Source organism: Arthrobacter sp. 7Tela_A1 (assembly GCF_049311065.1).
GTDB lineage: Bacteria > Actinomycetota > Actinomycetes > Actinomycetales > Micrococcaceae > Arthrobacter_B.
Map to the genome: position 1 here is coordinate 122100 of NZ_JAXIOO010000005.1, position 20970 is coordinate 143069.

The window sequence follows — 20970 nt, forward strand, 5'->3', positions numbered from 1 at the left end:
ATGATCCACAAACCGACCTTTACACCGCAACAGAAACGGAACCCTTCGTGTTCTTGAATGTCTTGGCCCAGACCAGCGAAAACACCAACCAGGGTGGTTTTGACCTGACGAGCCTTCTTCTGCCCGTTCTTCTTGGCCTGTTCATCTTCATGATGTTCCGCAAGCAGAAGAAGACACAGAAGACTGTCCAGGAGCAGCGGACCCAGATGGTTCCGGGCACCGAGGTCATGACGCAGTTCGGCCTGTTCGGCACCATCGTGTCCGTGGACCAGGAAGAGAACAAGGCTGTCCTGGAACTCTCGCCCGGCAACACCGCAACCATCCACCTGCAGGCCCTCACCAAGGTGGTCACGACGACTCCGGCGGAAGACGAGACCGAAACCGTCGTACCGGATGACGCTTCGTCCCTGACCGGTGAAGCGCCGCGCACGGAAACTTCTGACGCAGCACGCAATGACGCTGCCGTGCAGGAAGAGACTCCTGAGGAAACTCTCGAGCGCCTGAACCGTGAGAAGAAGAACGACAACTAGACTCTCCGAGGGCCTGCGGCTTCACTGACGCCGCGGGCCCGCCGGACCATACTGTCTCCGGCGCTTACGCCTAAAGGAAAACCCTTATGCCTCGAAACGGCTCCGGCCCGGCCGCGAAAAAGACGCTCATTTGGTTGGGCGTCCTTTTTGCTGCCCTGGCCCTTTTGCTCGGCGGCGGCTCCATGTGGAGCAACGCCACCTGGACTCCGAAGCTTGCCCTGGACCTTGAGGGCGGCACCCAGATGATCCTCGCCCCGAAGGTTACCGGAGGTGATACGCAGATCAGCCAGGAACAGCTGGACCAGGCTGTGGAGATCATCCGCCAGCGGGTGGACGGCAGCGGTGTCTCCGAAGCGGAGATCACCACGCAGTCCGGCCGCAACGTCGTCGTCTCGCTCCCGGGCACGCCGTCCGCTGAAACCCGTGCGTTAATCCAGGCCTCGGCAGCCATGGAGTTCCGCTCCGTGATCATGGGCGGGCCCGGTCAGGCTCCTGCCGCGGAGACGCCGACGCCGGATGACCAGCTGCCGGCACCCACGGCCGAGCCGGAAAACGGTTCGGACATGAACTGGATTACGCCGGAGCTGTACAAGGAATTCGAGAGCACCAACTGCCTGGACCCGGCAGCGCTTGAGGCCTCCATTGAGCCCGCGCCCGCGGACCAGGCCATGGTTGCCTGTGAGCCGGGCACCGCCGGCAAGTACATCCTCGGTCCGGTGGAGGTCCCCGGGTCCATGCTGGAAGATGCCAGCTTCGGCATGGCCCAGACCGGCCAGGGCCAGTCCCTGAACGAGTGGGCCGTGAACCTGGACTTCAACGGCGAAGGCACGGAGAAGTTCCGGGCCGTCTCGGAGCGTCTGCTGACTTTCGGTGACGGAAGCCCACAGAACCAGTTCGCGATTGTGCTCGACGGCCAGGTCATCTCCGCACCGTCGATGAACGTGCTGATCACAGACGGTAACGCGCAAATCACCGGCCAGTTCACCCAGGAAAGCGCAAAGGCCCTTTCCGAGCAGCTGAAGTACGGTGCGCTGCCCATTAGCTTCGACATCCAGAGCGAACAGCAGGTTTCTGCGACCCTTGGTGCCGACCAGCTCCGCATGGGTCTGATCGCCGGCATCATCGGCCTGATCCTTGTGGCGCTGTACTCGCTGTTCCAGTACCGGGCGCTGGGCTTCGTGACGATCGCGTCCCTGGTGGTTGCCGGCGTCCTGACGTATCTCGCCATCGCGATCCTCGGCTGGTCCCACAACTACCGGCTGTCACTGGCCGGCGTCGCCGGCCTGATTGTGGCCATCGGCCTCACCGCCGACTCGTTCATCGTCTACTTCGAACGAATACGTGATGAGCTGCGTGACGGCAGGGGACTGGTGTCCGCCGTGGACAACGGCTGGAAGCGTGCCAAGCGCACCGTCCTGGCCTCCAAGGCAGTGAACCTGCTGGCCGCCGTCGTGCTCTATTTCGTGGCTGTCGGCAACGTCCGCGGTTTCGCGTTTACGCTCGGCCTCACGGCTATCGCCGACCTCATCGTCGTCTTTATGTTCACGCACCCGGTCATGGTTCTCCTGGCCAAGACAAAGTTCTTCGGCAAGGGCCACAAGTGGTCCGGACTGGACGCAACGCGTCTCGGTGCGGTCCCGGTTTACCGCGGCGCAGGACGCCTGCGCGAGCCGGCTGCAGGGGATGCAACTGAGAATGCCGCCGGGTCCGCAGGAGCACCGGCCGCCCCGAAGGGCAAGAACAAGGGTGCAGCACGCGAGGCTGAACGCCGCATGACCATCGCCGAGCGCCGTGCAGCCGAGGCTGCCGCCCAGCGCGGGGGCGACGGCGGCAAGGACTCCGCGGCCGCAGCGCCGGACGAGAAGAATAAGCAGGATTCCATGGCCGGTTCCGGCCGCGATGCGGAAAAGGAGGGCAACTGATGAGCAAGCTCCCCAGATTCGCCAGGTTCGGCAATGAGCTCTACACCGGCAAGCGCTCCTACAACTTTGTGGGCCGCTACAAACTGTGGTTCACCGTCGCCGCTGCCGCCATCCTGCTCTCGATCCTGATTCCCGTCGTCAAGGGCGGGTTCAATCTCGGCATCGATTTCAGGGGCGGTTCCGAGTTCACCGTCTCCGGGGTGGAGAAGACCGAGGTCTCCGTGGGCGAAGAAGCAGTGGCCGGGGTCGTCTCCGGATCCGATCCGCGGGTCACCAATATTTCCCCGGGCACCATGCGGATCCAGACAGAAGAACTCAGCGACGACCAGACGCTCGAAGTGAAGGCCGCGCTGGCCGAGGACTACGGCGTCTCCGAAGAGAATGTGACGTCCACGTTCATTGGACCTACCTGGGGCAATGATGTCAGCCGCCAGGCGCTGGTGGGCCTCGTCGTCTTTGTGGCGCTGGCCGCCATCTTGATGGCGCTGTACTTCCGCACCTGGAAAATGTCCCTCGCCGCGATCACCGGACTGCTCGCAGTCATGATCACCACCGCGGGACTCTACTCACTCAGTGGATTCGAGGTGACGCCGTCGGCGATCATCGGCTTCCTGACCGTGTTGAGCTACTCGCTGTATGACACCGTAGTGGTGTTCGACAAGATCCGCGAGAACACGGCGAACCTGGAGAAACAGACCAAGCGGACGTTCGCGGAACAGGTGAACCTCGCGGTCAACCAGACCCTGGTGCGGTCCATCAACACCTCCGTGGTGGCAGTGCTTCCCGTGGCGTCCGTGCTCTTCATCGGTGCCTACCTCCTGGGCGCCGGCACCCTGAAGGACCTGTCGCTGGCCCTGTTCATCGGGATCATCCTTGGCACCCTGGGAACCCTGTTCGTGGCGGCACCGCTTTATGCGTGGCTGCGCCGGAAAGAACCGGAGATCGTCAAGCAGGCCAAGCGCGTCAACGACCAGCGCACACACAGTGAGCGTTCGGCGGCAGTTCCCACCGCAGCAACATAGGGCTTCCAGCTGCGTTACACCGCCGGTTCCGTTCTTCCCCCGGGGGAAGAACGGAACCGGCGGTGTAAGCACGGCAGTTTGGAGGCATAGACTGGGCAGATACCGGGAAGAGAGGGCAGCAGTTGGCTGACAGCGCGACGCCTGCCGATGAGGCAGGAAAAAACCGGGGTGCATCCGCAGCCCCGGGCACGGTGAATCCGCCGGAGCCAGAATCCTCAAAGAACGGTTCGACCGGACCCAAGCCGGCTTCCGGATCCGCGGAACCGGCATCCAAGCCTGCCCAAAAGACAGCCCCGAAACCTCCCGCCCCCGTCCGCCGTCATGGCACCCGGGCACGCCTGGCCCGCCTCGCCGGCCGCGGCGGAACCTCCTATTCGCCCATGCTGGAGCCGCTGCTGCGCACTGTCCGGGCGAATAACCCGCGGGAGGACCTGGACCTCATCCAGCGTGCCTACCTGGTGGCGGAGCGCAGCCACGAGGGCCAGAAGCGCAAGAGCGGCGATCCCTACATCACCCACCCGGTCGCTGTGGCGACGATCCTTGCCGAGCTGGGCATGACGGGCACCACCCTGGCGGCAGCCCTGCTGCATGACACCGTCGAAGACACGTCCTACACGCTGGACGAGCTCCGCAGCGAGTTCGGTCCCGAAGTGGCCATGCTGGTCGACGGAGTCACCAAGCTGGATAAGGTCACCTTCGGCGACGCCGCGCAGTCCGAAACCGTGCGCAAGATGGTCGTGGCCATGGCCAAGGACATCCGCGTGCTGGTCATCAAGCTGGCGGACCGCCTGCATAACGCCCGGACCTGGCGCTTTGTTTCGCCGGAATCCTCCGCCCGCAAGGCCCGCGAAACCTTGGAGATCTTCGCTCCACTGGCCCACCGGCTGGGTATGAACACGATCAAGTGGGAGCTTGAGGACCTTTCGTTTGCCGCCTTGTACCCCAAGGTCTACGAAGAGATTGTCCGGATGGTCGGGGACCGCACTCCGGAGCGCGAGAAGTATCTTGCCACCGTCCGCAGCCAGATCGCCGACGACCTGCACAACGTGAAGATCAAGGCCACCATCACGGGCCGGCCCAAGCACTATTACTCGATCTACCAAAAGATGATTGTGCGGGGCAAGGACTTCGACGACATCCATGACCTGATGGGCGTCCGCGTCCTCGTGGATTCCGTCCGTGACTGCTACGCCACCCTCGGCGCGCTGCATGCCCGCTGGAACCCCCTGCCCGGGCGTTTCAAGGACTACATCGCCATGCCGAAGTTCAACATGTACCAGTCGCTGCACACCACGGTGATCGGACCGGGCGGCAAGCCGGTGGAGATTCAGATCCGTACCCATGACATGCACCGGCGGGCCGAGTACGGTGTTGCCGCGCATTGGAAGTACAAGGACGGCGCCAAGAACGGTGCCACTGCTCCGGACAACTCAGACATGGGATGGCTGCGGTCCCTGGTGGACTGGCAGCAGGAAACCTCCGATCCGGATGAGTTCCTGGATTCGCTGCGCTTTGAAATCAACGCCCGGGAAGTCTTCGTGTTCACGCCCAAGGGTGAGGTCATGGCCCTTCCGGCCGGCTCGACGCCGGTGGACTTCGCCTACGCGGTGCACACGGAGGTGGGCCACCGCACCATCGGTGCCCGGGTCAACGGCAAGCTGGTTCCGCTCAACAGCGAGCTCCAGCACGGTGACTGGGTGGAAATCTTCACCTCCAAGGCCGAAGGAGCCGGTCCCAGCCAGGACTGGCAGGGCTTCGTCAAGAGTCCTCGGGCCCGCAACAAGATCCGGCAGTGGTTCACCAAGGAACGCCGCGAAGAGGCGATCGAGAAGGGCAAGGACCTGCTCACCCGCGGCATGCGGAAGCAGAACCTGCCGCTGCAGCGTCTGATGACCCATGACGCGCTGATCGCGGTGGCGCAGGACCTCCACCACCAGGACATCTCGGCGCTCTACGCCGCTGTCGGCGACGGCCATACTTCGGCGCAGAACGTGATCGAACACCTGGTCAACCTCATGGGAGGGCACCAGGGAGCGGAAGAGGACCTGGCCGAGACTCCGGTCTCCTCCGCCAATGCGCGGCGGCCGAAGTTCTCCGACTCCGGCGTCACGGTCCGCGGCGTGGGCGACGTTTGGGTGAAGCTGGCCCGCTGCTGCACCCCCGTTCCCCCGGATCCGATCGTCGGGTTCGTGACCCGCGGCTCCGGCGTCTCGGTGCACCGCAATGACTGCCGCAACGTCCAGGAACTGAGGGACCAGCCGGACCGGATCGTTCCGGTGGACTGGGCACCTACGCAGTCCTCGGTATTCCTCGTGGAAATCCAAGTGGAAGCGCTGGACCGCAAGAGCCTGCTTTCGGATGTCACACGGGTGCTCTCCGAGAACCACGTGAACATCCTGTCCGCGAGCGTCAACACCTCCAGCGACCGGGTGGCCATGTCCAAGTTCGTCTTCGAGATGGGCGATCCGAAGTACCTGAGCCATATCCTCAGCGCCGTCCGGCGGATCGACGGCGTTTACGACGTCTACCGCACTACGGGCAGCCAGCGCCGGGTCTAGGCCGGCGGCCCGGCAGCGGCGGCGGCTTCGGCTGCCTCTACGGCTTCGAGGGCCCGCCTGGTCCCCGGCACGCGGTGCATGCTGAGCAGCAGGGACCGGACATAGACCAGCGAAGCGTTCAAGCCGGGCTCACATGCCATCCGTGCCAGGGCATGGACGGCGTCCGGACCCGGACAATGCAGAGCGACGTCGACGGCGGTCCGCAGCGGCTGCGTCACGGCAGCACCGCCGAGGTCCAGGCGGTCCGCCGGACCCAGCGCTACCTCGTGCAGGACGGCGCCGCTGAACGGCGGCAGCGCTGTCCCGCGGTGGCGGTTGTCAGCCAGCAGGGCCAGCCGCGCGGGCGGGGGAGCGCAGCCGAAAATCCACGCTGCCGTGAGGCGTCCGAACACGTACCGCCCGCGGACAGCTGCGGGCAGCGCGTGCTGCGCCGCCAGGGCCCTGGCCAGCGGGCCGGGACGGACGTCCCACCGCACGTACGTGGAGCCGTACACACGGGTCATGAGCCCGTCGCGGCACATTCCGTGCAGTTCCGGTCCGGAGAAGAGTTCCCCTGCATGGAAGAGCGCTCCGCCGGTGGACGTGATCTCTGGAATGGTGCCGGCTACCGGCCATGGCTGGGACATCCCTCCAGACTGTACCGGACGTCCATTAATGCGAAAGGTCCGGTCCCCGGCTGTGGATACGCGGGGACCGGACCTTCATGCCGTGTCAGTACAGGCGGTGCCTAGGAAAAGTCCTGGGCGGAGCGGCGCAGGGTCTCAAGCCACTGCTCACGTGCCGCCAGCGCTTCGCGGGCATCGGCGATCTTCTTGGCGTTGCCGTTCTTTTCAGCCGCGGCGAGCTCATCCTTCAGGGAGGCGATAGCGGCTTCCAGCTGGCTCAGGGCGCTGTTGGTGCGTGCCTTCGTCTCCGGGTTGCTGCGCTGCCAGTGCTCGTCTTCGGCAGCCTTGACGGCTTCCTCAACCTTGCGGATGCCGGATTCCATCCGGCCCATGTCGGCCCGGGGAACCTTGCCCGCTTCCTCCCAGCGGTCGCGGATGGACTGCAGGGCCTTGCGGGCGGCGTTGAGGTCCGTGACGGGAAGGATCTCCTGCGCTTCCTTCAGCAGTGCCTCCTTGACGACCAGGTTCGCGGCGAATTCCTCATCAATGACCTCATTGGCTGCCTGGCGTGCTGCAAAGAACTTGTCCTGCGCGGCACGGAAACGGGCCCACAGTACGTCGTCGTCCTTGCGGCTGGCACGCTTGGAGGCTTTCCACTCATCCATCAACTGCCGGTACTCGGCGGCGGTGTTGCCCCAGTCCGTCGAGGAGGAGAGGGCTTCGGCGCGGGCGATCAGTGCTTCCTTGGCCTTCTTGGCTTCGGCATTCTCGCTGTCCAGCTGGGAGAAGTACGCGCGGCGGTGCCGGTCGAACACCGTGCGTGCGGAACGGAACCGCTTCCACAGGGAGTCCTCGTTGCTGCGTCCCAGGCGCGGACCGTTCTTCTGCGCGGCTTTCCACGCTTCAAACAGTTCGTTCATCCGGTTGCTGCTGGTCTTCCACTGGATCGTCGCGGGATCCTTGGCAGCGATCTCCTCGGCCTCGGCCACGATTGCTTCACGGGCTGCAAGCTCGCGGGTGCGGACGGCCTCGGCTTCGGCACGCTCAGCGGCCTCTGCTTCTTTGATGCCGTTCTCCAGGGAAGCGATGCGGGCATCGAGTGCCAGGACGTCGCCGACCATCTTGCGTTCGGCAACCTGCTCGGCGAGGTGCTTGAGGGTCTTGTGCATGTCACCGGCCGGTGCTTTCGCAGCCAGCCGCTGTTCCAGCAGGATGACCTGGCTCAGTGCGTCGTCATACTTGCGCACGAAGTAGGCCAGTGCCTCTTCGCGGCTGGCGTCGGGGTACTGCCCTACCGGGAATTCCTCGCCGTCGACGAGCAGGAACACATGACCGTCGTCTTCGATGCGGGCGAACTTTGCGGCTTCATCAAGGGCAGTGGTGTGGGTCGCCGGAGCGGCCACGACCGGTGCCGCTGGTCCGGCCCCCGGGCGGGGCGCTGCCGGTGCCGGGCGCCGCGCCGCAAAAGCGGCAGGACTCGGTGCCGAAGGGCGCTGTTCAACCGGAACAGTTCCGGTGGTTTCGTCGGATTTCTGACTGTCTGTCACCGCTAAAAGTCTTTCACTCGATGGTGGCCGCTGAGCGAATCCCGCTGAGCCATTACTTCAGGGTAAACGAATCTATCGTTACGGGTGCCAGAGGCGTGCCGTCCTGGGTTTCGCCGGCGACCCCGGATGCAGCGATCGTCTCCAAAACCTCAAGCCCTGACGTTACCTTACCCATTATCGTGTATCCGCCCGTTTCCTGCGTGATGACGGAGTCCTTATATGCGATGAAGAACTGCGTGCCGTGGGAGTCGCCGGTGGCGCCTCGGGCCACGGCGATGCTTCCCGCCGGGTAGACGCCGTCCGCCGGAGTGTTCTCCACCGGACCCCACTGGTAGTCCGGGTCGGAAGCACCCGAGCCGTCGGCGGAGCCGCACTGCAGCACACCCATTGTCTCGGCTGTCACGAGCCGGTGGCAGTCCTTGCCGTTGAAGAACCCGGAGTCGGAGAGCGACTTGAAGACGGCTACGGCCTGGGGTGCCGCGTTGCCGTCGAGTTCAACCTGCACTTCTTCGCCGTTCAGTTCCAGGGTGCCGTTGAACACCTGCCCTGCGGCAAGGGACGGATCCGGGATGGCGGAGGGAGCAGATGTTGCCGGAGCCTCTGCCTCTCGCTGGAGCAGCTCCAGATCCTCGGCAGTCGGATTCGAGGAGAACCAGAAAACCTGCAGTGCGATGGCCAGTGCCAGGACCAGGGCCCCGGCCGTCAGGGCATAGACGTTGTCCACTTTCCGACGCCGGGCCTGCTGCGCCGCCAGGGCGCGGCGGGCTTCCATCCGGGCCACGCGGCGCCGGGTTTCACGGTCGGTGCGGTTGTTGGCCTTCACCGCTGCCTCCTTCGAAGGGACAAGTGCTGGGGCGCCGCCGGGCGGCGCCTGGTGATGTGCTGCGGCACCCTCGCAGTGGGAGAGGCTAAAATGAGTGCCGCACACAGTTTAGGCACGCCGCAGGTGTGCATTCCCAGTCATCCGGACGCAGCGCAGCAGTGCGTTCGCCGCCGGAGCCGATCCACTCTCAAGGAGTCTGCCCGCATGGCACGCAAGGCCTCACTGTCCGGTTTCCCCGAATGGCTACCGCAGGAGCGCCTCGTGGAACTCCATGTGCTGGACGTTCTGCGGCGGACCTTCGAGCTCCACGGCTTCGCGAATATCGAGACCCGTGCGGTGGAAACGGTCGGCCAGCTGCTGCGCAAGGGCGAAATCGACAAGGAAGTCTACGCGCTCAGCCGGCTGCAGGCCGAGGAGGACGAGCCCGCCGGTAAACAGGACCCCAACCAGCTGGCCCTGCACTTTGACCTCACCGTGCCGTTCGCCCGCTATGTGGTGGAGAACGCCGGCCACCTTGCCTTCCCCTTCCGCCGGTACCAGATCCAGAAGGTGTGGCGCGGCGAACGCCCGCAGGAAGGCCGCGCCCGCGAGTTCACGCAGGCGGACATCGACGTCGTGGGCGACGGCGACCTGCCGTTCCGGTACGACGTCGAGCTGGCGCTGGTGATCGCCGAGGCCCTCGGTGCGCTGCCCATCCCGGACTTCCGGATCCGCGTGAACAACCGCAAGCTGGCCGAGGGTTTCTACCGCGGTATTGGCCTTGAGGACACCGCCGGCGTGCTGCGGAGCATCGACAAGCTGGAAAAGGTGGGTCCGGCACGGGTCGCGGAACTGCTGCAGGAAGAACTGGGGGCCACAGCCGAGCAGGCTGAACTGGCACTGAAGCTGGCCTCCATCCGGTCTGAGGACGTCTCCTTCGCGGACGAGGTGCGCGCGCTGGGCGTAACAAACGAACTTTTTGAGACCGGCCTGGATGAACTGGAACAGGTGATCGCCGAGGCGTCGCGCCGGGCACCGGGCAAGGTCATTGCCGACCTGTCCATTGCCCGCGGCCTCGACTACTACACCGGCACGGTCTATGAGACGGTCCTGGTCGGCCACGAGCAGCTTGGCTCTATCTGCTCCGGCGGCCGCTACGATTCCCTCGCTGCCAAAGGCAGCCGCACGTTCCCCGGCGTCGGGCTCTCCATCGGTGTCACCCGCCTGGTGATGCGCATCCTGAGCCAGGACTTCGCCGAAGCCTCCCGTTCAGTGCCCACCGCGGTACTGGTCACGCTGGCCGACGACGATTCCTGGTCCGCAGCCCAGGACGTCGCCGCTGCCCTGCGCGGGCGGGGCATCGCCGTCGAGGTTGCCGCCAAGGCAGAGAAGTTCGGCAAGCAGATCAAGTACGCGGACCGCCGCGGCATCCCGTTCGTCTGGTTCACAGCAGAGGACGGAAGCCATGAGGTCAAGGACATCCGCTCCGGCGACCAGGGCCCTGCCGATCCGGCCGTATGGACACCTCCTGCGGAGGACCTGCTTCCGCAGGTCACCTCACGCAGTGCAATGTTGCACAGCTGAAACACGCCGGTCACGGATCGGAGTACGGGGCTGGCCTATAGTGGCTGCATGAAAACCCCCTTGCGGATCGGCTATGCGGCCATGCTGGAGCAGTTCCACCCGACCGAGGCCGTAGCGCTTTCCGCGTACGCCGAGGAGCGCGGTTTCTCGGGTGTCATGGCCGCAGACCACTTCCAGCCGTGGGTTCCGGCACAGGGACAATCCGCGTTCGTCTGGAACGTGCTGTCCGCCCTGGGGGAGCGTACCAAGGGAGATATCGGGCCCGGTGTGACTGCTCCGACGTTCCGCTGGCATCCGGCGATGGTGGCCCAGGCCTCCGCGACCCTGGCGGCCATGTACCCGGGGCGGCACTGGCTGGGCCTCGGATCCGGCGAAGCGCTGAACGAACACGTCACGGCCCAGTACTGGCCCGAAGCACCCGAACGCATCAACCGGATGTTCGAGGCGATCGAGATCATCTCCAAGCTCTTTGCTGCCTCGCTGGCCGGCAAGGACGTCCGCCACAGCGGAACCTTCTACAAGATGGAATCCACCCGGCTCTGGACCATGCCGGAAGTTGCGCCCGAGATCCTGGTCGCCACCGCCGGCCCGGTCACGGCCAAGCGTGCCGGCAAACATGCCGACGGCTTGATCACGGTAGGAGCACCGCTGGAGAAGATCGAGGGGCTGTTCGCGCGCTTCGACGCCGGTGCCCGCGAGGCAGGCAAGGACCCGGAGAACATGCCCAAGGTCCTTCAGCTGCACATGAGCTGGGCCGCCACGTATGAGGAAGCCCTGGCCAACGCCATGACCGAGTGGCCCAACGGCGGCATGAAGTTCCCGAAGGCCGACATCCGCTCACCCTTCGAGCTGGAACAGATGGCCCGGCTGGTCCGGCCGGAGGACTTCGAAGGCAGGCTGCTGATTTCCGAGGACCCGGATGTCCACCGGGCCTACATCCAGAAGTTCCTTGACCTGGGCTTCGACCGCGTCTACCTGCACAACGTGGGCCGCAACCAGCGTGAATGGATCGACACGTTTTCCCGCGACGTCCTCCCGGAGCTGCACCGATGAACACTGCCCCGACTTTTACCAGCGCACCTGCGAAAACAGAACAGGCCGGCGATTCCTCCCCGGCACGGCGGCTGGTCATCACACCGGTGCGCGGCATCGGCGAAGTGCGGGCCGGGGATGACCTGGTCGAGGTGATTGGCCGTGCCTGCGGCCGGGAGCTGCGCAGCGGGGACATCCTCGCCGTGACTTCCAAGATCGTGTCCAAGGCTGAGGGCCGCACGGTTCCGGCGGACCAGCGCGAGGATGCCGTGGAACAGGAAACGGTTCGCTTGGTGGCCAGCCGGGAGACCGGTAACGGCACCACGCGCATCGTGGAGAACCGGCTCGGCATCGTGGCGGCGGCCGCCGGGGTAGACGCCAGCAACACCGCCGAAGGCACGGTGCTGCTGCTGCCGCTGGATCCGGATGCTTCGGCCCGCGCCCTGTGCCGCGGCCTGAAACGGGACTTTGGCGTCGACGTCGGCGTCATCATTACCGACACGCTGGGCCGGCCGTGGCGCCAGGGCCAGACAGATGCCGCAATCGGTGCCGCCGGCATCAGCGTGCTGCTGGACCTGCGCGGGCAGCCGGACGCCTCGGGCCGGCCGATGTCCGCCACGGTGTCCGCAGTGGCAGACGAGATCGCTGCGGCCGCAGACCTGGTCAAGGGCAAGGCAGCGGGCCTTCCCGTGGCGCTGGTCCGCGGACTGGACACGCTGGTCACCGTGGGCGGCATGGACAAGGATCCCGGAGCGCGCGCGCTGCTCCGGCCTGCCGCTGAGGACATGTTCCGGCAGGGCAGCACGGAAGCCTACGAGGACGGTCGGCGGTCCGGCACCAAATCCGGGTACAACGCCGGGTACGACGACGGCCACGCGGCAGGCTACGAGGACGGCTATGCGGCGGGCTATGCCGCGGCTGCCTCCGAGGCACGCCGCCGGGCACGGATCAGCGCCGGCTGAAAGCGATGAACGGACGTCCGGTCTGCGGATGCGGAATCATCACCGCGTCCACGCCGTAGACGGTCCGGACCAGGTCCGGGGTCAGGACAGCAGCGGTAGGTCCTGCCGCCGCCACCCGGCCGCGGTGCAGCACGATCACGTGGGAGCAGCTGGCTGAGGCATGGTTGATGTCATGCAGTGCCGCGGCGATGCCCATGCCGTCCGCGGCAAGTTTCTCCAGCAGGTCCAGCGTGTCCAGCTGCGCCCCGATGTCCAGGTGGTTGGTCGGCTCGTCGAGCAGCAGCAGCGACGGTTCCTGTGCCAGCGCGCGCGCCAGCTGTACCCGCTGGCGTTCCCCGCCGGAGAGCGTCTCATACATCCGGTCCGCCAGCGCCACAGCTCCTGCTGCCTGCAGGGCCCGGTCTGCGGCCTCATGGTCTCCGGACCCGTCGGCGGCGAACAGGCTCCGGTGCGGGGTGCGGCCCAGCAGCACCAGGTCCCGGACCGGCTGGGCGACGTCGGTGGGCAGGGCCTGTTCGACCAGGGCGATGCGCCGGGCGCGGGCGCGGCGGCCGACGCCCGCCAGCGGGCCACCGCCGAGCAGCACCGTCCCTGAATCGGGAACCAGGATTCCGGCCAGCAGGTGAAGCAGCGTCGACTTCCCGGCACCGTTGGGCCCCAGGATCCCGGTCAGCGTTCCGGGCCGGATGCTGCAGTCCACTCCGTCAATGAGCATCCTGCCGCCGCGGGCCAGCGTCACCCGGCTCGTGTCGAGGCTCTCCGCGCGCTTCATCCGACCCTCCTGCGCCGCAGCAGCAGCACGATGAACACCGGAGCTCCAATCAGCGCCGTCACGATCCCCACCGGAATCTCCCGCGGGTCAAACACGGTCCGTGCCGCCGTATCGGCCAGTACCAGGAACAGTGCGCCGGCGAGGGCGCTGAGGGGGAGCAGCACCCGGTGCCGGGAACCGGTCAGCAGACGGACGGCGTGCGGCAGCACCAGTCCGACGAACCCGATCGATCCGCTGACCGACACCATGGCTCCGGTCAACACCGCCGTGGCGCCCAAGAGCCCCCACCGCACCGCCGGAACATGGATGCCCAGGGCAGCAGCGGCAGTGTCGCCGAAGGCGAAAGCGTCGAGGATCCGGCCGCAGAGCATCAGGGGAAGACCGACGACGGCCAGCACCGGCAGCGCAATGGCGACCGTGTTCCAGCCCGCCCCGGCGAGCGATCCCATCAGCCAGCCGAGGACCTCGCGGTAGGAATCCCCCTGCGCCGTCCAGAACACCACGAAGGACGTGGCAGCTGCCGCCAGCGAGGACACCGCCAATCCGGCCAGCAGGGTCCTGGTTGGTGTGATGGTGCCCAGCGCTCCGGCGAGGCTCAGCGTGAGCACCATGGCCAGCATGGCTCCGGCGAAGGCCGCGGCGGGGAGCACGACGGCGGCACCCAGGAGCAGCACGGTGACGGCACCGAGGCTGGCGCCGGAACTCAGTCCCAGCAGGTACGGGTCGGCCAGGGGATTGCGGGTCAGTGCCTGGATGACCGCCCCGCACAGCGCAAGGCCGGCGCCGACGGCAGCGGCTGTGAGGACACGGGGCAGTCTCAGGTCCCGCACAATGGCTTCCTGCACCGGTGTCAGAGAGCTGCTGCCCGGTGCGGTCAGGGCCAGCCACGCCTCGCGGACGCCCAATCCTGCCGGTCCCACAGTCAGTGCCCAGAGGACTGCGGCGACCAGAGCCGCCGCAAGACCGGCGGCCACCGGCCAGACGCGCCGGGGACCCATGCGGGGTGTGGGCTCCGGGCGCCCTGGGGTGAGGGTCAGGGGGAGCGTCTCAGTCAAGGGATGCCAGCTGCTCGGTGAGGGAGCGGACTGTCTCCACGTTGCGTACCCCGGCCTCCGACGCCGCGAAGGGCACCACCAGGTAGCGTCCTTCGCGAACCGCGGCGAGCTGCGAGATCACCGGATGGGCTTCCAGGACGGATTTCTTCTTGTCGGCGCTGCCCCACGCCGCGTCAACGAGCACAATGACGTCTGGATCGGCTTCGGCAACGGCCTCCCAGGAATAGGGGCTCCATCCGGCGTCGATTCCGCCGGCAATGTTTCCCAGGCCGGCCGCTTCCATCAGCAGTGCGGGTGCGCCGCTTCCGGCACCTACATAGGGCGTGTCGGATCCCGAGCTGTACCAGAGGGCACTGTAGCCCTTCCCGGAGGGAACCACAGTCTCCAGCTCCGTGCGCTGTTCCCGAACCAGCTCCGCAGCAGCTCCCGGCGCTCCGAAAATGTCTCCGGCCTCCTCAATCGAGGAGAAGACATCATCGAACGTGAGCGGGCTGGGCCGGTAGCCGTTGCCCTGGCACGCGGCCGGTGAAACATAAGTGGCGATGCCCAGGTCCGCCAGCTGGCCGCGTTCTCCCGCCCCGTCGGCGGAGAAATTGGATTCCCATCCCGCAAAGACCAGGTCAGGTGCCAGCGACAGGACCGCCTCGCGGGACGGTACTTTCTCAGCGAGTACCGCAGGGGCGCTGCTGGCCCAGGCCTCCGGCACCGGGCTGTCGGAGAACGCCGTGCCTACGATCCTGTCCCCAAGGCCAAGTGCCAGGAGCAGCTCGGTGGAGGTGGATTTGATCGTGACCACCCTTTCAGGCGGACCCTGCAGGACGACGGCGGTTCCGCAGTTATCCAGCTCCAGCGGGTAGTGCACGCCGGTGTTGACGGCCTCGGGGGTGCTTTCTTCGGCGGCCCGGGCGGTGTCTGCCGGAACGGAGCAGCCTGCGAGGAGCAGGACGCCGGCCGTTGCCGCGGCGGGGAAGAAAGTGTGTCTGGCGGCTCGATAGTGCAGGGCGGAACGGAACAAGGAAGTCATGGGACCTCGCTGGGTTTCTCTGGGCGGGCGGTCCCGCGGGAACTGGTGCGCACGCGGGAAAGAAAATTGCGGCCGGGGCCCAAATCAAGGCCGGCAGATCCCGGCCAGACCAGCCGGGCATCAGATGCCAGCCGCCGGAATGAAAGCGGACCGGCGGCGATTTCTACACTCTTGCAGAACTCGCCGGGTTAGCCAAGGATGTCGGGCACGGAGAACACAGTTGCTCCACAGCTTTAATGCCTCCGAAACGCAGGAGAAATCTTGGAGGCAAATTATGGACAAAGACCTTCACTGGTCTTTTCGAAACAGGCGGCAGCACCATGCCGGCCGGAAGAGGGAGTCTGCTTTGACAATCGTTCGAACTGCACTGACCCAGACCACATGGACCGGCGACGAAGAATCAATGGTCGCCAAGCATGAGGAGTTCGTCCGCCGGGCGGCCGCTGAGGGTGCGCAGGTTATCTGTTTCCAGGAACTGTTCCACGGGCCGTACTTCGGAATTGTCCAGGACAGCAAGTACTACGAATATGCGCAGGCTGTTCCCGGGCCGCTGACCGAGCGCTTCTCCAAGCTCGCCGCCGAGCACAACATGGTCATCATCCTCCCGGTCTATGAAGAGGACCAGCCCGGCGTTTACTACAACACCGCGGCCGTCATCGACTCTGACGGAACGTATTTGGGCAAGTACCGCAAGAACCACATTCCCCACGTGGAGAAGTTCTGGGAAAAGTTCTATTTCCGGCCCGGAAACCTCGGGTGGCCCGTTTTCGACACGGCCGTCGGCAAAGTCGGGGTCACTATTTGCTACGACCGCCATTTCCCCGAAGGGTGGCGGGTCCTGGGACTCAACGGTGCCCAGCTCGTCTTTAATCCCAATGCTTCGAAGCCCGGCCTTTCAAACCGGCTGTGGGAACTCGAGCAGCCTACTGCGGCGGCAGCCAACGGTTACTTCGTGGTGGTGCCGAACCGCGTGGGCGAAGAAACCAATGAATTCGGCGAAGAAGCCGTGGACTTTTACGGGACCTCCTACATTGCCGATCCGCAGGGCAACTACGTGGGTGAGGTGGGCGCCCGGGACGGGGAGGAACTGATGATCCGCGACCTCGATATGGAGCTGGTCCGCACTGCAAGGAACAACTGGCAGTTCTACCGGGACCGTCGCCCCGACGCCTATGACCCCATCACCGCACCGTAGGCCTGGACCGCACAGAGGAAGGCAAGGAACAGTTACATGGCAACAACACTTATCTCCGGTGGCACCGTCGTCACCGCCACCGGCCGCAGCGCTGCGGATGTCCTGGTGGACGGAGAGAAAATCGCCGCGGTCCTCACGCCCGGCTCCACCCTGCTGGGCCACGACCTCGCCGGGTCGGTGGACACGGTCCTGGACGCCACCGGCAAGTACGTGATTCCCGGCGGCATCGACGCCCACACCCACATGCAGATGCCCTTCGGCGGCACCGAAGCCTCCGACACCTTCGAGACCGGCACCCGGGCAGCGGCCTGGGGTGGAACCACCACCATTGTGGACTTCGCGATCCAGCGCTACGGAGAACGGGTCATGGACGGACTGGCAGCCTGGCATGAGAAGGCCGCCGGGCAGTGCGCCATCGACTACGGCTTCCATCAGATCATCGGCGACGTCAATGACGACTCGCTCAAGGCGATGGAAACCCTCCCGGACGAAGGGGTCTCCAGCTACAAGCTCTTTATGGCCTACCCGGGCGTCTTCTACAGTGACGACGCGCAGATCTACAAAGCCATGCGCGTCGGTGCCGAGACCGGGCTGATGACCATGATGCACGCCGAAAACGGCCCGGCAATTGATGCCATGGTCACCGAACTGCTGGCCCAGGGCAAAACCGATCCGTACTACCACGGCGTTGCACGCGCCTGGCAGATGGAAGAGGAAGCCACCCACCGGGCCATCATGCTCGCCAACCTCACCGGAGCTCCGCTCTACGTGGTCCATGTGTCAGCCAAACAGGCGGTGGAGCAGCTTGCGGCAGCCCGGGACAACGGGCAGAACGTCTTTGGTGAAACCTGCCCCCAGTATCTCTACCTGTCCCTGGAGGACCAGCTCGGAGCGGAAGGGTTCGAGGGCGCCAAATGGGTCTGCTCCACGCCGCTGCGCTCCAAGCACGAACACCACCAGGACCACATGTGGCAGTCGCTGCGTACCAATGACATCCAGATGGTCGCCACTGACCACTGCCCCTTCTGCATGAAGGGCCAGAAGGACATGGGCGTGGGGGACTTCTCCAAGATTCCCAACGGCATTGGGTCGGTGGAACACCGCATGGACCTGATGTACCAGGGCGTCGTGGACGGCAAGATCAGCCTTGAACGCTGGGTGGAGATCACCAGCACGACGCCGGCACGCATGTTTGGCATGTACGGCACCAAGGGTGTGATCGCCCCGGGAGCTGACGCCGACGTCGTTATTTACGACCCGAACGGCCACACCTCCATCGGGGTGGAGAAGACCCACCACATGAACATGGATTACTCGGCCTGGGAGGGCTACGAGATCGAAGGCCACGTGGACACGGTGATGTCCCGCGGCCGGGTGGTCATCAACGACAACGAGTACCTGGGCAGCAAGGGCCATGGACAATACGTCCGCCGGGCAACCAGCCAGTACCTGGTCTAGGGGGAAGCATGGAATTCGGAGCGGTACTGCAGTGCAATCCTCCCGCCCAGCGGACGGTGGCCCTGGCCAAGCAAGCCGAGGAACACGGGTTCGACTACGTGTGGACCTTCGATTCACACCTGCTCTGGCAGGAGCCCTATGTGATCTACAGCCAGATCCTGGCTGAAACGCGGTCCATCAAGGTGGGACCGATGGTCACCAACCCTGCCACCCGGGACTGGACGGTCACGGCGTCCACGTACGCGACGCTGAACCAGATGTACGGCAACCGGACGGTCTGTGGGATCGGCCGCGGAGACTCGGCGGTGCGGGTGACCAACGGTGCACCCACCACGCTGAAGACCCTGCGCGAGTCGATCCACGTCATCCGCGAGCTGGCCAACTCCCGTCCGGTTGAATACAACGGCGCCACCCTCCAGTTCCCCTGGAGCAAGGGCTCCGAGCTTGAAATCTGGGTGGCGGCCTACGGTCCGCTGGCGCTGAAGCTCACCGGAGAGGTGGGGGACGGGTTCATCCTCCAGCTGGCGGACGTGGACATCGCGGAGTGGATGATCCGTACCGTGCGGCAGGCGGCAGCCGACGCCGGCCGGGATCCGGACAGCATTTCCTTCTGCGTGGCAGCGCCCATGTACATCGGCACCGACTGGGAGCACATGCGGAACCAGTGCCGCTGGTTCGGCGGAATGGTGGGCAATCACGTGGCGGACATCGTCACCAAGTACGGTTCGGATTCCTCCGTGCCGCAGGCCCTGACCGACTACATCGCCGGGCGTCGGGGCTACGACTACAACGAGCACGGACGGGCGGGTAACACTCACGCCGACTTCGTGCCGGATGAGATCGTGGACCGGTTCTGCATCCTGGGCACCGCCGAAGAGCACATGGAAAAGCTCGAGAAGCTCAAGGCCTTGGGCGTCACCCAGTTCGCGGGATATCTCCAGCACGACAACAAGGAGGAAACCCTCCGCGTCTACGGGGAGACAGTGATTCCTGCCCTGCGGGACCACGTGGCTGCGAAGGCATGAAAACGGAAGTACGACGGCGGTGGCGCCCGTCCGTAATCGCGTGGGGGCTGGGCGGGGTACTGCTGCCCGTCCTTCTCTGGGAGGCGTACAAAGCCGTTGGCCCGGCGTCCGGGGTTAGCGTCGGCGGCATGCCGCTGCTGCCCCGGACCACGGACCTGGCGATGCCGCATGTCTGGACGATGCTTCAGCGGCTGCTGGCACCTGAATCCTCGGCCTCGGGCGCCGGACCGATGTGGGTGGCGGTGCTGCAGGCGGCCGGGTTCACTCTCGGCATTGCAGGGGCAGGCTGGCTGCTCGGGGTTGTGGTGGGGCTGGGGCTGGCCATGCTGATGCAGCGCTTCCGCACCGCCAACTCGGCGATGCTGCCCTGGATCATCCTGAGCCAGACGGTGCCGCTGATCGCGATTGCTCCGCTGGTCCGCCGGTGGGGGTCACAGCTCGAGTTCGGCCCGTTCACCTGGGAGAACTGGATGTCCGTGGCAGTCATCGCCGCGTATCTGGCGTTCTTCCCCGTGGCGATTGGTGCCCTGCGCGGCTTCAGTGCCCCCGAGAAAGCGCACGAGGACCTCATGCGAACCTATGCCCTTGGCTGGTGGCAGACCTTCCTGCGGCTTCGGCTGCCGGCCAGCGTGCCGTATCTGCTCCCCGCGCTGCGGCTCGCGGCCGCGAACGCGGTGATCGGGGCTGTGGTGGCGGAGGTTTCAATCGGGTTGCGCGGCGGTATCGGCCGCATGATCGTCGAATTCGCAGCAGCCGCGGGAGGTGACCCGGGCAAGCCCTGGGCGCCAATTTTCGGAGCCGTGGTGCTCGGCCTGGCCGCGGTGGGATTCGTTGCTTTGATCGGCGCACTGCTGCGCCGTTACCGCAGAGGAGAACAGGCACTATGAACAGCACTACGGATTCAATGGGCGGGACGGCGACGGCGGACGGGGGAGCGGCGCCGGTCCCCGCGGTTCACGCGGCCTCGGTGAGCCGCATCTTTGGTGCCGGACGCAGCCCGGTGCAGGCACTCCGGGATGTCAGCCTGAGCGTGGCTGCTGGTGAGTTCGTCTCCCTGATCGGTCCCTCCGGCTGCGGCAAAAGCACCCTGATGAGGCTGATCGCGGACCTGGATGCACCTAGTTCCGGAACGCTCACCGTGTTCGGCAAGAGTGCACGGCAGGCCCGGCTGGACCAGGACTACGGCATCGCTTTCCAGCAGGCCGGGCTGCTGCCCTGGCGGACTGTGCGCGGCAACATTGAGCTGCCGCTGCAGACCCACGGCGCCGCCCCGGCAGCCCGCCGGGCGCGCTCGGATGAACTGCTGGAGATGGTGGGCCTCTCCGACTTCGGCGGGCACTACCCGGACCAGCTATCCGGCGGTATGCAGCAGCGGGTGGCCATCGCACGGTCGCTGGCTGAGTCACCGAAGTTGCTGCTGATGGATGAGCCGTTCGGAGCCCTGGATGAGATGACTCGCGAAAAGATGCAGAACGAGCTGGTCCGCATCTGCGCGGAGACGGGCTGCGCCGTCGTCTTTGTCACCCATTCAATTCCGGAGGCCGTGTTCCTCTCCGACCGGGTGGTGGTGATGTCACCACGGCCGGGTGAAATCCGGGACATCGTGGACATCACGCTGGGCTCAGCCGGCGCCCGCGGTGCAGGGCTGCGGGAAGAGGCCTCGTTTTACGAAGCTATCCGGACAGTGCGTGAGGCGCTGCACGGGGCCGAACCGGCCGCGGTCCGGGGAGCGGAAACCCGATGAGCGGGATCGTCCAGGACCCGCCGGCCGCACCGGCAGCGGGTGCGCCGCCGGAAACTCGTGGAGCGGCCGGCATCGATCCCGGCCGCGTGTCCGGACTCGGCCGCCACATCGGAGCGCCGCTGCTGCTGGGGGC

18 protein-coding genes are annotated in these 20970 nt (G+C 65.7%); 12 read left to right on the forward strand and 6 right to left on the reverse strand.

Annotation, left to right across the window (positions count from 1 at the left end; translation table 11 throughout):
- Positions 1 to 47 precede the first annotated feature (47 nt).
- From yajC to TVB01_RS03765, 4 genes are all read left to right on the forward strand, one after another.
- The gene (gene yajC, locus TVB01_RS03750) at positions 48 to 530 is read left to right on the forward strand and encodes a preprotein translocase subunit YajC (protein ID WP_422454217.1); all 483 of its coding nucleotides are present in this window, start codon (positions 48 to 50) and stop codon (positions 528 to 530) included.
- A gap of 86 nt (positions 531 to 616) precedes the next feature.
- On the forward strand, positions 617 to 2452 hold the full coding sequence (secD, locus tag TVB01_RS03755) for a protein translocase subunit SecD (RefSeq protein ID WP_422454218.1): 1836 nt from the start codon (positions 617 to 619) through the stop codon (positions 2450 to 2452).
- Positions 2452 to 3474 carry a protein translocase subunit SecF gene (gene secF / locus TVB01_RS03760; RefSeq protein ID WP_422454220.1) on the forward strand — a complete coding sequence of 341 codons (1023 nt, stop codon included), beginning with the start codon at positions 2452 to 2454 and terminating at the stop codon, positions 3472 to 3474. The genes secD and secF overlap by 1 nt, the downstream gene beginning before the upstream one ends.
- Positions 3475 to 3854: 380 nt before the next feature.
- The gene (locus TVB01_RS03765; RefSeq protein ID WP_422454222.1) at positions 3855 to 6032 is read left to right on the forward strand and encodes a RelA/SpoT family protein; all 2178 of its coding nucleotides are present in this window, start codon (positions 3855 to 3857) and stop codon (positions 6030 to 6032) included.
- On the opposite strand, the gene TVB01_RS03770 is transcribed toward TVB01_RS03765, so the two are convergent.
- The 3 genes from TVB01_RS03770 to TVB01_RS03780 form a co-directional block, all read right to left on the reverse strand.
- Positions 6029 to 6658 (reverse strand): hypothetical protein, encoded by a 630-nt coding sequence (locus tag TVB01_RS03770; protein ID WP_422454224.1) that lies wholly within the window; start codon positions 6656 to 6658, stop codon positions 6029 to 6031. The two genes, TVB01_RS03765 and TVB01_RS03770, sit on opposite strands and share 4 nt — an antisense overlap.
- A 101-nt stretch (positions 6659 to 6759) precedes the next feature.
- On the reverse strand, positions 6760 to 8184 hold the full coding sequence (locus TVB01_RS03775) for a DUF349 domain-containing protein (protein WP_422454226.1): 1425 nt from the start codon (positions 8182 to 8184) through the stop codon (positions 6760 to 6762).
- A gap of 52 nt (positions 8185 to 8236) precedes the next feature.
- Positions 8237 to 9007, reverse strand: a complete 771-nt coding sequence (locus TVB01_RS03780; RefSeq protein WP_422454228.1) for a peptidylprolyl isomerase — start codon at positions 9005 to 9007, stop codon at positions 8237 to 8239.
- Between the two features lie 204 nt (positions 9008 to 9211).
- Here TVB01_RS03780 and hisS point away from each other — a divergent pair, with 204 nt between their 5' ends.
- The 3 genes from hisS to TVB01_RS03795 are packed head-to-tail and all read left to right on the forward strand — an operon-like array spanning position 9212 to position 12564.
- On the forward strand, positions 9212 to 10570 hold the full coding sequence (gene hisS / locus TVB01_RS03785; protein ID WP_422454230.1) for a histidine--tRNA ligase: 1359 nt from the start codon (positions 9212 to 9214) through the stop codon (positions 10568 to 10570).
- Positions 10571 to 10618: 48 nt separating this feature from the next.
- Entirely contained in the window at positions 10619 to 11623 is a 1005-nt protein-coding gene (locus TVB01_RS03790) for a TIGR03557 family F420-dependent LLM class oxidoreductase (RefSeq protein WP_422454231.1), read from the forward strand.
- The gene (locus TVB01_RS03795) at positions 11620 to 12564 is read left to right on the forward strand and encodes a coenzyme F420-0:L-glutamate ligase (protein WP_422454233.1); all 945 of its coding nucleotides are present in this window, start codon (positions 11620 to 11622) and stop codon (positions 12562 to 12564) included. The genes TVB01_RS03790 and TVB01_RS03795 overlap by 4 nt, the downstream gene beginning before the upstream one ends.
- Here the strand turns inward: TVB01_RS03795 and TVB01_RS03800 are convergent.
- The 3 genes from TVB01_RS03800 to TVB01_RS03810 are packed head-to-tail and all read right to left on the reverse strand — an operon-like array spanning position 12551 to position 15415.
- Positions 12551 to 13336 (reverse strand): ABC transporter ATP-binding protein, encoded by a 786-nt coding sequence (locus TVB01_RS03800; protein ID WP_422454235.1) that lies wholly within the window; start codon positions 13334 to 13336, stop codon positions 12551 to 12553. The two genes, TVB01_RS03795 and TVB01_RS03800, sit on opposite strands and share 14 nt — an antisense overlap.
- Entirely contained in the window at positions 13333 to 14334 is a 1002-nt protein-coding gene (locus TVB01_RS03805; RefSeq protein WP_422454255.1) for a putative F420-0 ABC transporter permease subunit, read from the reverse strand. The genes TVB01_RS03800 and TVB01_RS03805 overlap by 4 nt, the downstream gene beginning before the upstream one ends.
- 49 nt (positions 14335 to 14383) lie before the next feature.
- Positions 14384 to 15415, reverse strand: a complete 1032-nt coding sequence (locus tag TVB01_RS03810) for a putative F420-0 ABC transporter substrate-binding protein (RefSeq protein WP_422454237.1) — start codon at positions 15413 to 15415, stop codon at positions 14384 to 14386.
- A 346-nt stretch (positions 15416 to 15761) separates the two neighbouring features.
- Here TVB01_RS03810 and TVB01_RS03815 point away from each other — a divergent pair, with 346 nt between their 5' ends.
- From TVB01_RS03815 to TVB01_RS03835, 5 genes are read left to right on the forward strand one after another with little or no spacing between them, the layout of a single operon-like run.
- Complete coding sequence (locus tag TVB01_RS03815; protein WP_227895694.1) at positions 15762 to 16610, forward strand: nitrilase-related carbon-nitrogen hydrolase; 849 nt, start codon at positions 15762 to 15764, stop codon at positions 16608 to 16610.
- 36 nt (positions 16611 to 16646) lie between these two features.
- Positions 16647 to 18068 carry a dihydropyrimidinase gene (gene hydA / locus TVB01_RS03820; RefSeq protein ID WP_422454239.1) on the forward strand — a complete coding sequence of 474 codons (1422 nt, stop codon included), beginning with the start codon at positions 16647 to 16649 and terminating at the stop codon, positions 18066 to 18068.
- 8 nt (positions 18069 to 18076) lie between these two features.
- A complete protein-coding gene (locus TVB01_RS03825; RefSeq protein ID WP_422454241.1) occupies positions 18077 to 19093 on the forward strand; it encodes a TIGR03842 family LLM class F420-dependent oxidoreductase in 1017 nt (338 codons plus the stop codon).
- Complete coding sequence (locus TVB01_RS03830; protein WP_422454243.1) at positions 19090 to 19980, forward strand: ABC transporter permease; 891 nt, start codon at positions 19090 to 19092, stop codon at positions 19978 to 19980. The genes TVB01_RS03825 and TVB01_RS03830 overlap by 4 nt, the downstream gene beginning before the upstream one ends.
- Positions 19977 to 20837, forward strand: a complete 861-nt coding sequence (locus tag TVB01_RS03835) for an ABC transporter ATP-binding protein (RefSeq protein ID WP_422454245.1) — start codon at positions 19977 to 19979, stop codon at positions 20835 to 20837. The genes TVB01_RS03830 and TVB01_RS03835 overlap by 4 nt, the downstream gene beginning before the upstream one ends.
- Positions 20838 to 20970: the final 133 nt, after the last annotated feature.

Coding starts and splice junctions, on each gene's coding strand:
- secD (WP_422454218.1), top strand. CDS start 617: ATGCCTCGAAACGGCTCCGGCCCGGCCGCGAAAAAGACGCTCATTTGG.
- secF (WP_422454220.1), top strand. CDS start 2,452: ATGAGCAAGCTCCCCAGATTCGCCAGGTTCGGCAATGAGCTCTACACC.
- TVB01_RS03765 (WP_422454222.1), top strand. CDS start 3,855: ATGCTGGAGCCGCTGCTGCGCACTGTCCGGGCGAATAACCCGCGGGAG.
- TVB01_RS03770 (WP_422454224.1), bottom strand. CDS start 6,658: ATGTCCCAGCCATGGCCGGTAGCCGGCACCATTCCAGAGATCACGTCC.
- hisS (WP_422454230.1), top strand. CDS start 9,212: ATGGCACGCAAGGCCTCACTGTCCGGTTTCCCCGAATGGCTACCGCAG.
- TVB01_RS03790 (WP_422454231.1), top strand. CDS start 10,619: ATGAAAACCCCCTTGCGGATCGGCTATGCGGCCATGCTGGAGCAGTTC.
- TVB01_RS03795 (WP_422454233.1), top strand. CDS start 11,620: ATGAACACTGCCCCGACTTTTACCAGCGCACCTGCGAAAACAGAACAG.
- TVB01_RS03800 (WP_422454235.1), bottom strand. CDS start 13,336: ATGAAGCGCGCGGAGAGCCTCGACACGAGCCGGGTGACGCTGGCCCGC.
- TVB01_RS03805 (WP_422454255.1), bottom strand. CDS start 14,334: ATGGGTCCCCGGCGCGTCTGGCCGGTGGCCGCCGGTCTTGCGGCGGCT.
- TVB01_RS03810 (WP_422454237.1), bottom strand. CDS start 15,415: ATGACTTCCTTGTTCCGTTCCGCCCTGCACTATCGAGCCGCCAGACAC.
- hydA (WP_422454239.1), top strand. CDS start 16,647: ATGGCAACAACACTTATCTCCGGTGGCACCGTCGTCACCGCCACCGGC.
- TVB01_RS03825 (WP_422454241.1), top strand. CDS start 18,077: ATGGAATTCGGAGCGGTACTGCAGTGCAATCCTCCCGCCCAGCGGACG.
- TVB01_RS03830 (WP_422454243.1), top strand. CDS start 19,090: ATGAAAACGGAAGTACGACGGCGGTGGCGCCCGTCCGTAATCGCGTGG.
- TVB01_RS03835 (WP_422454245.1), top strand. CDS start 19,977: ATGAACAGCACTACGGATTCAATGGGCGGGACGGCGACGGCGGACGGG.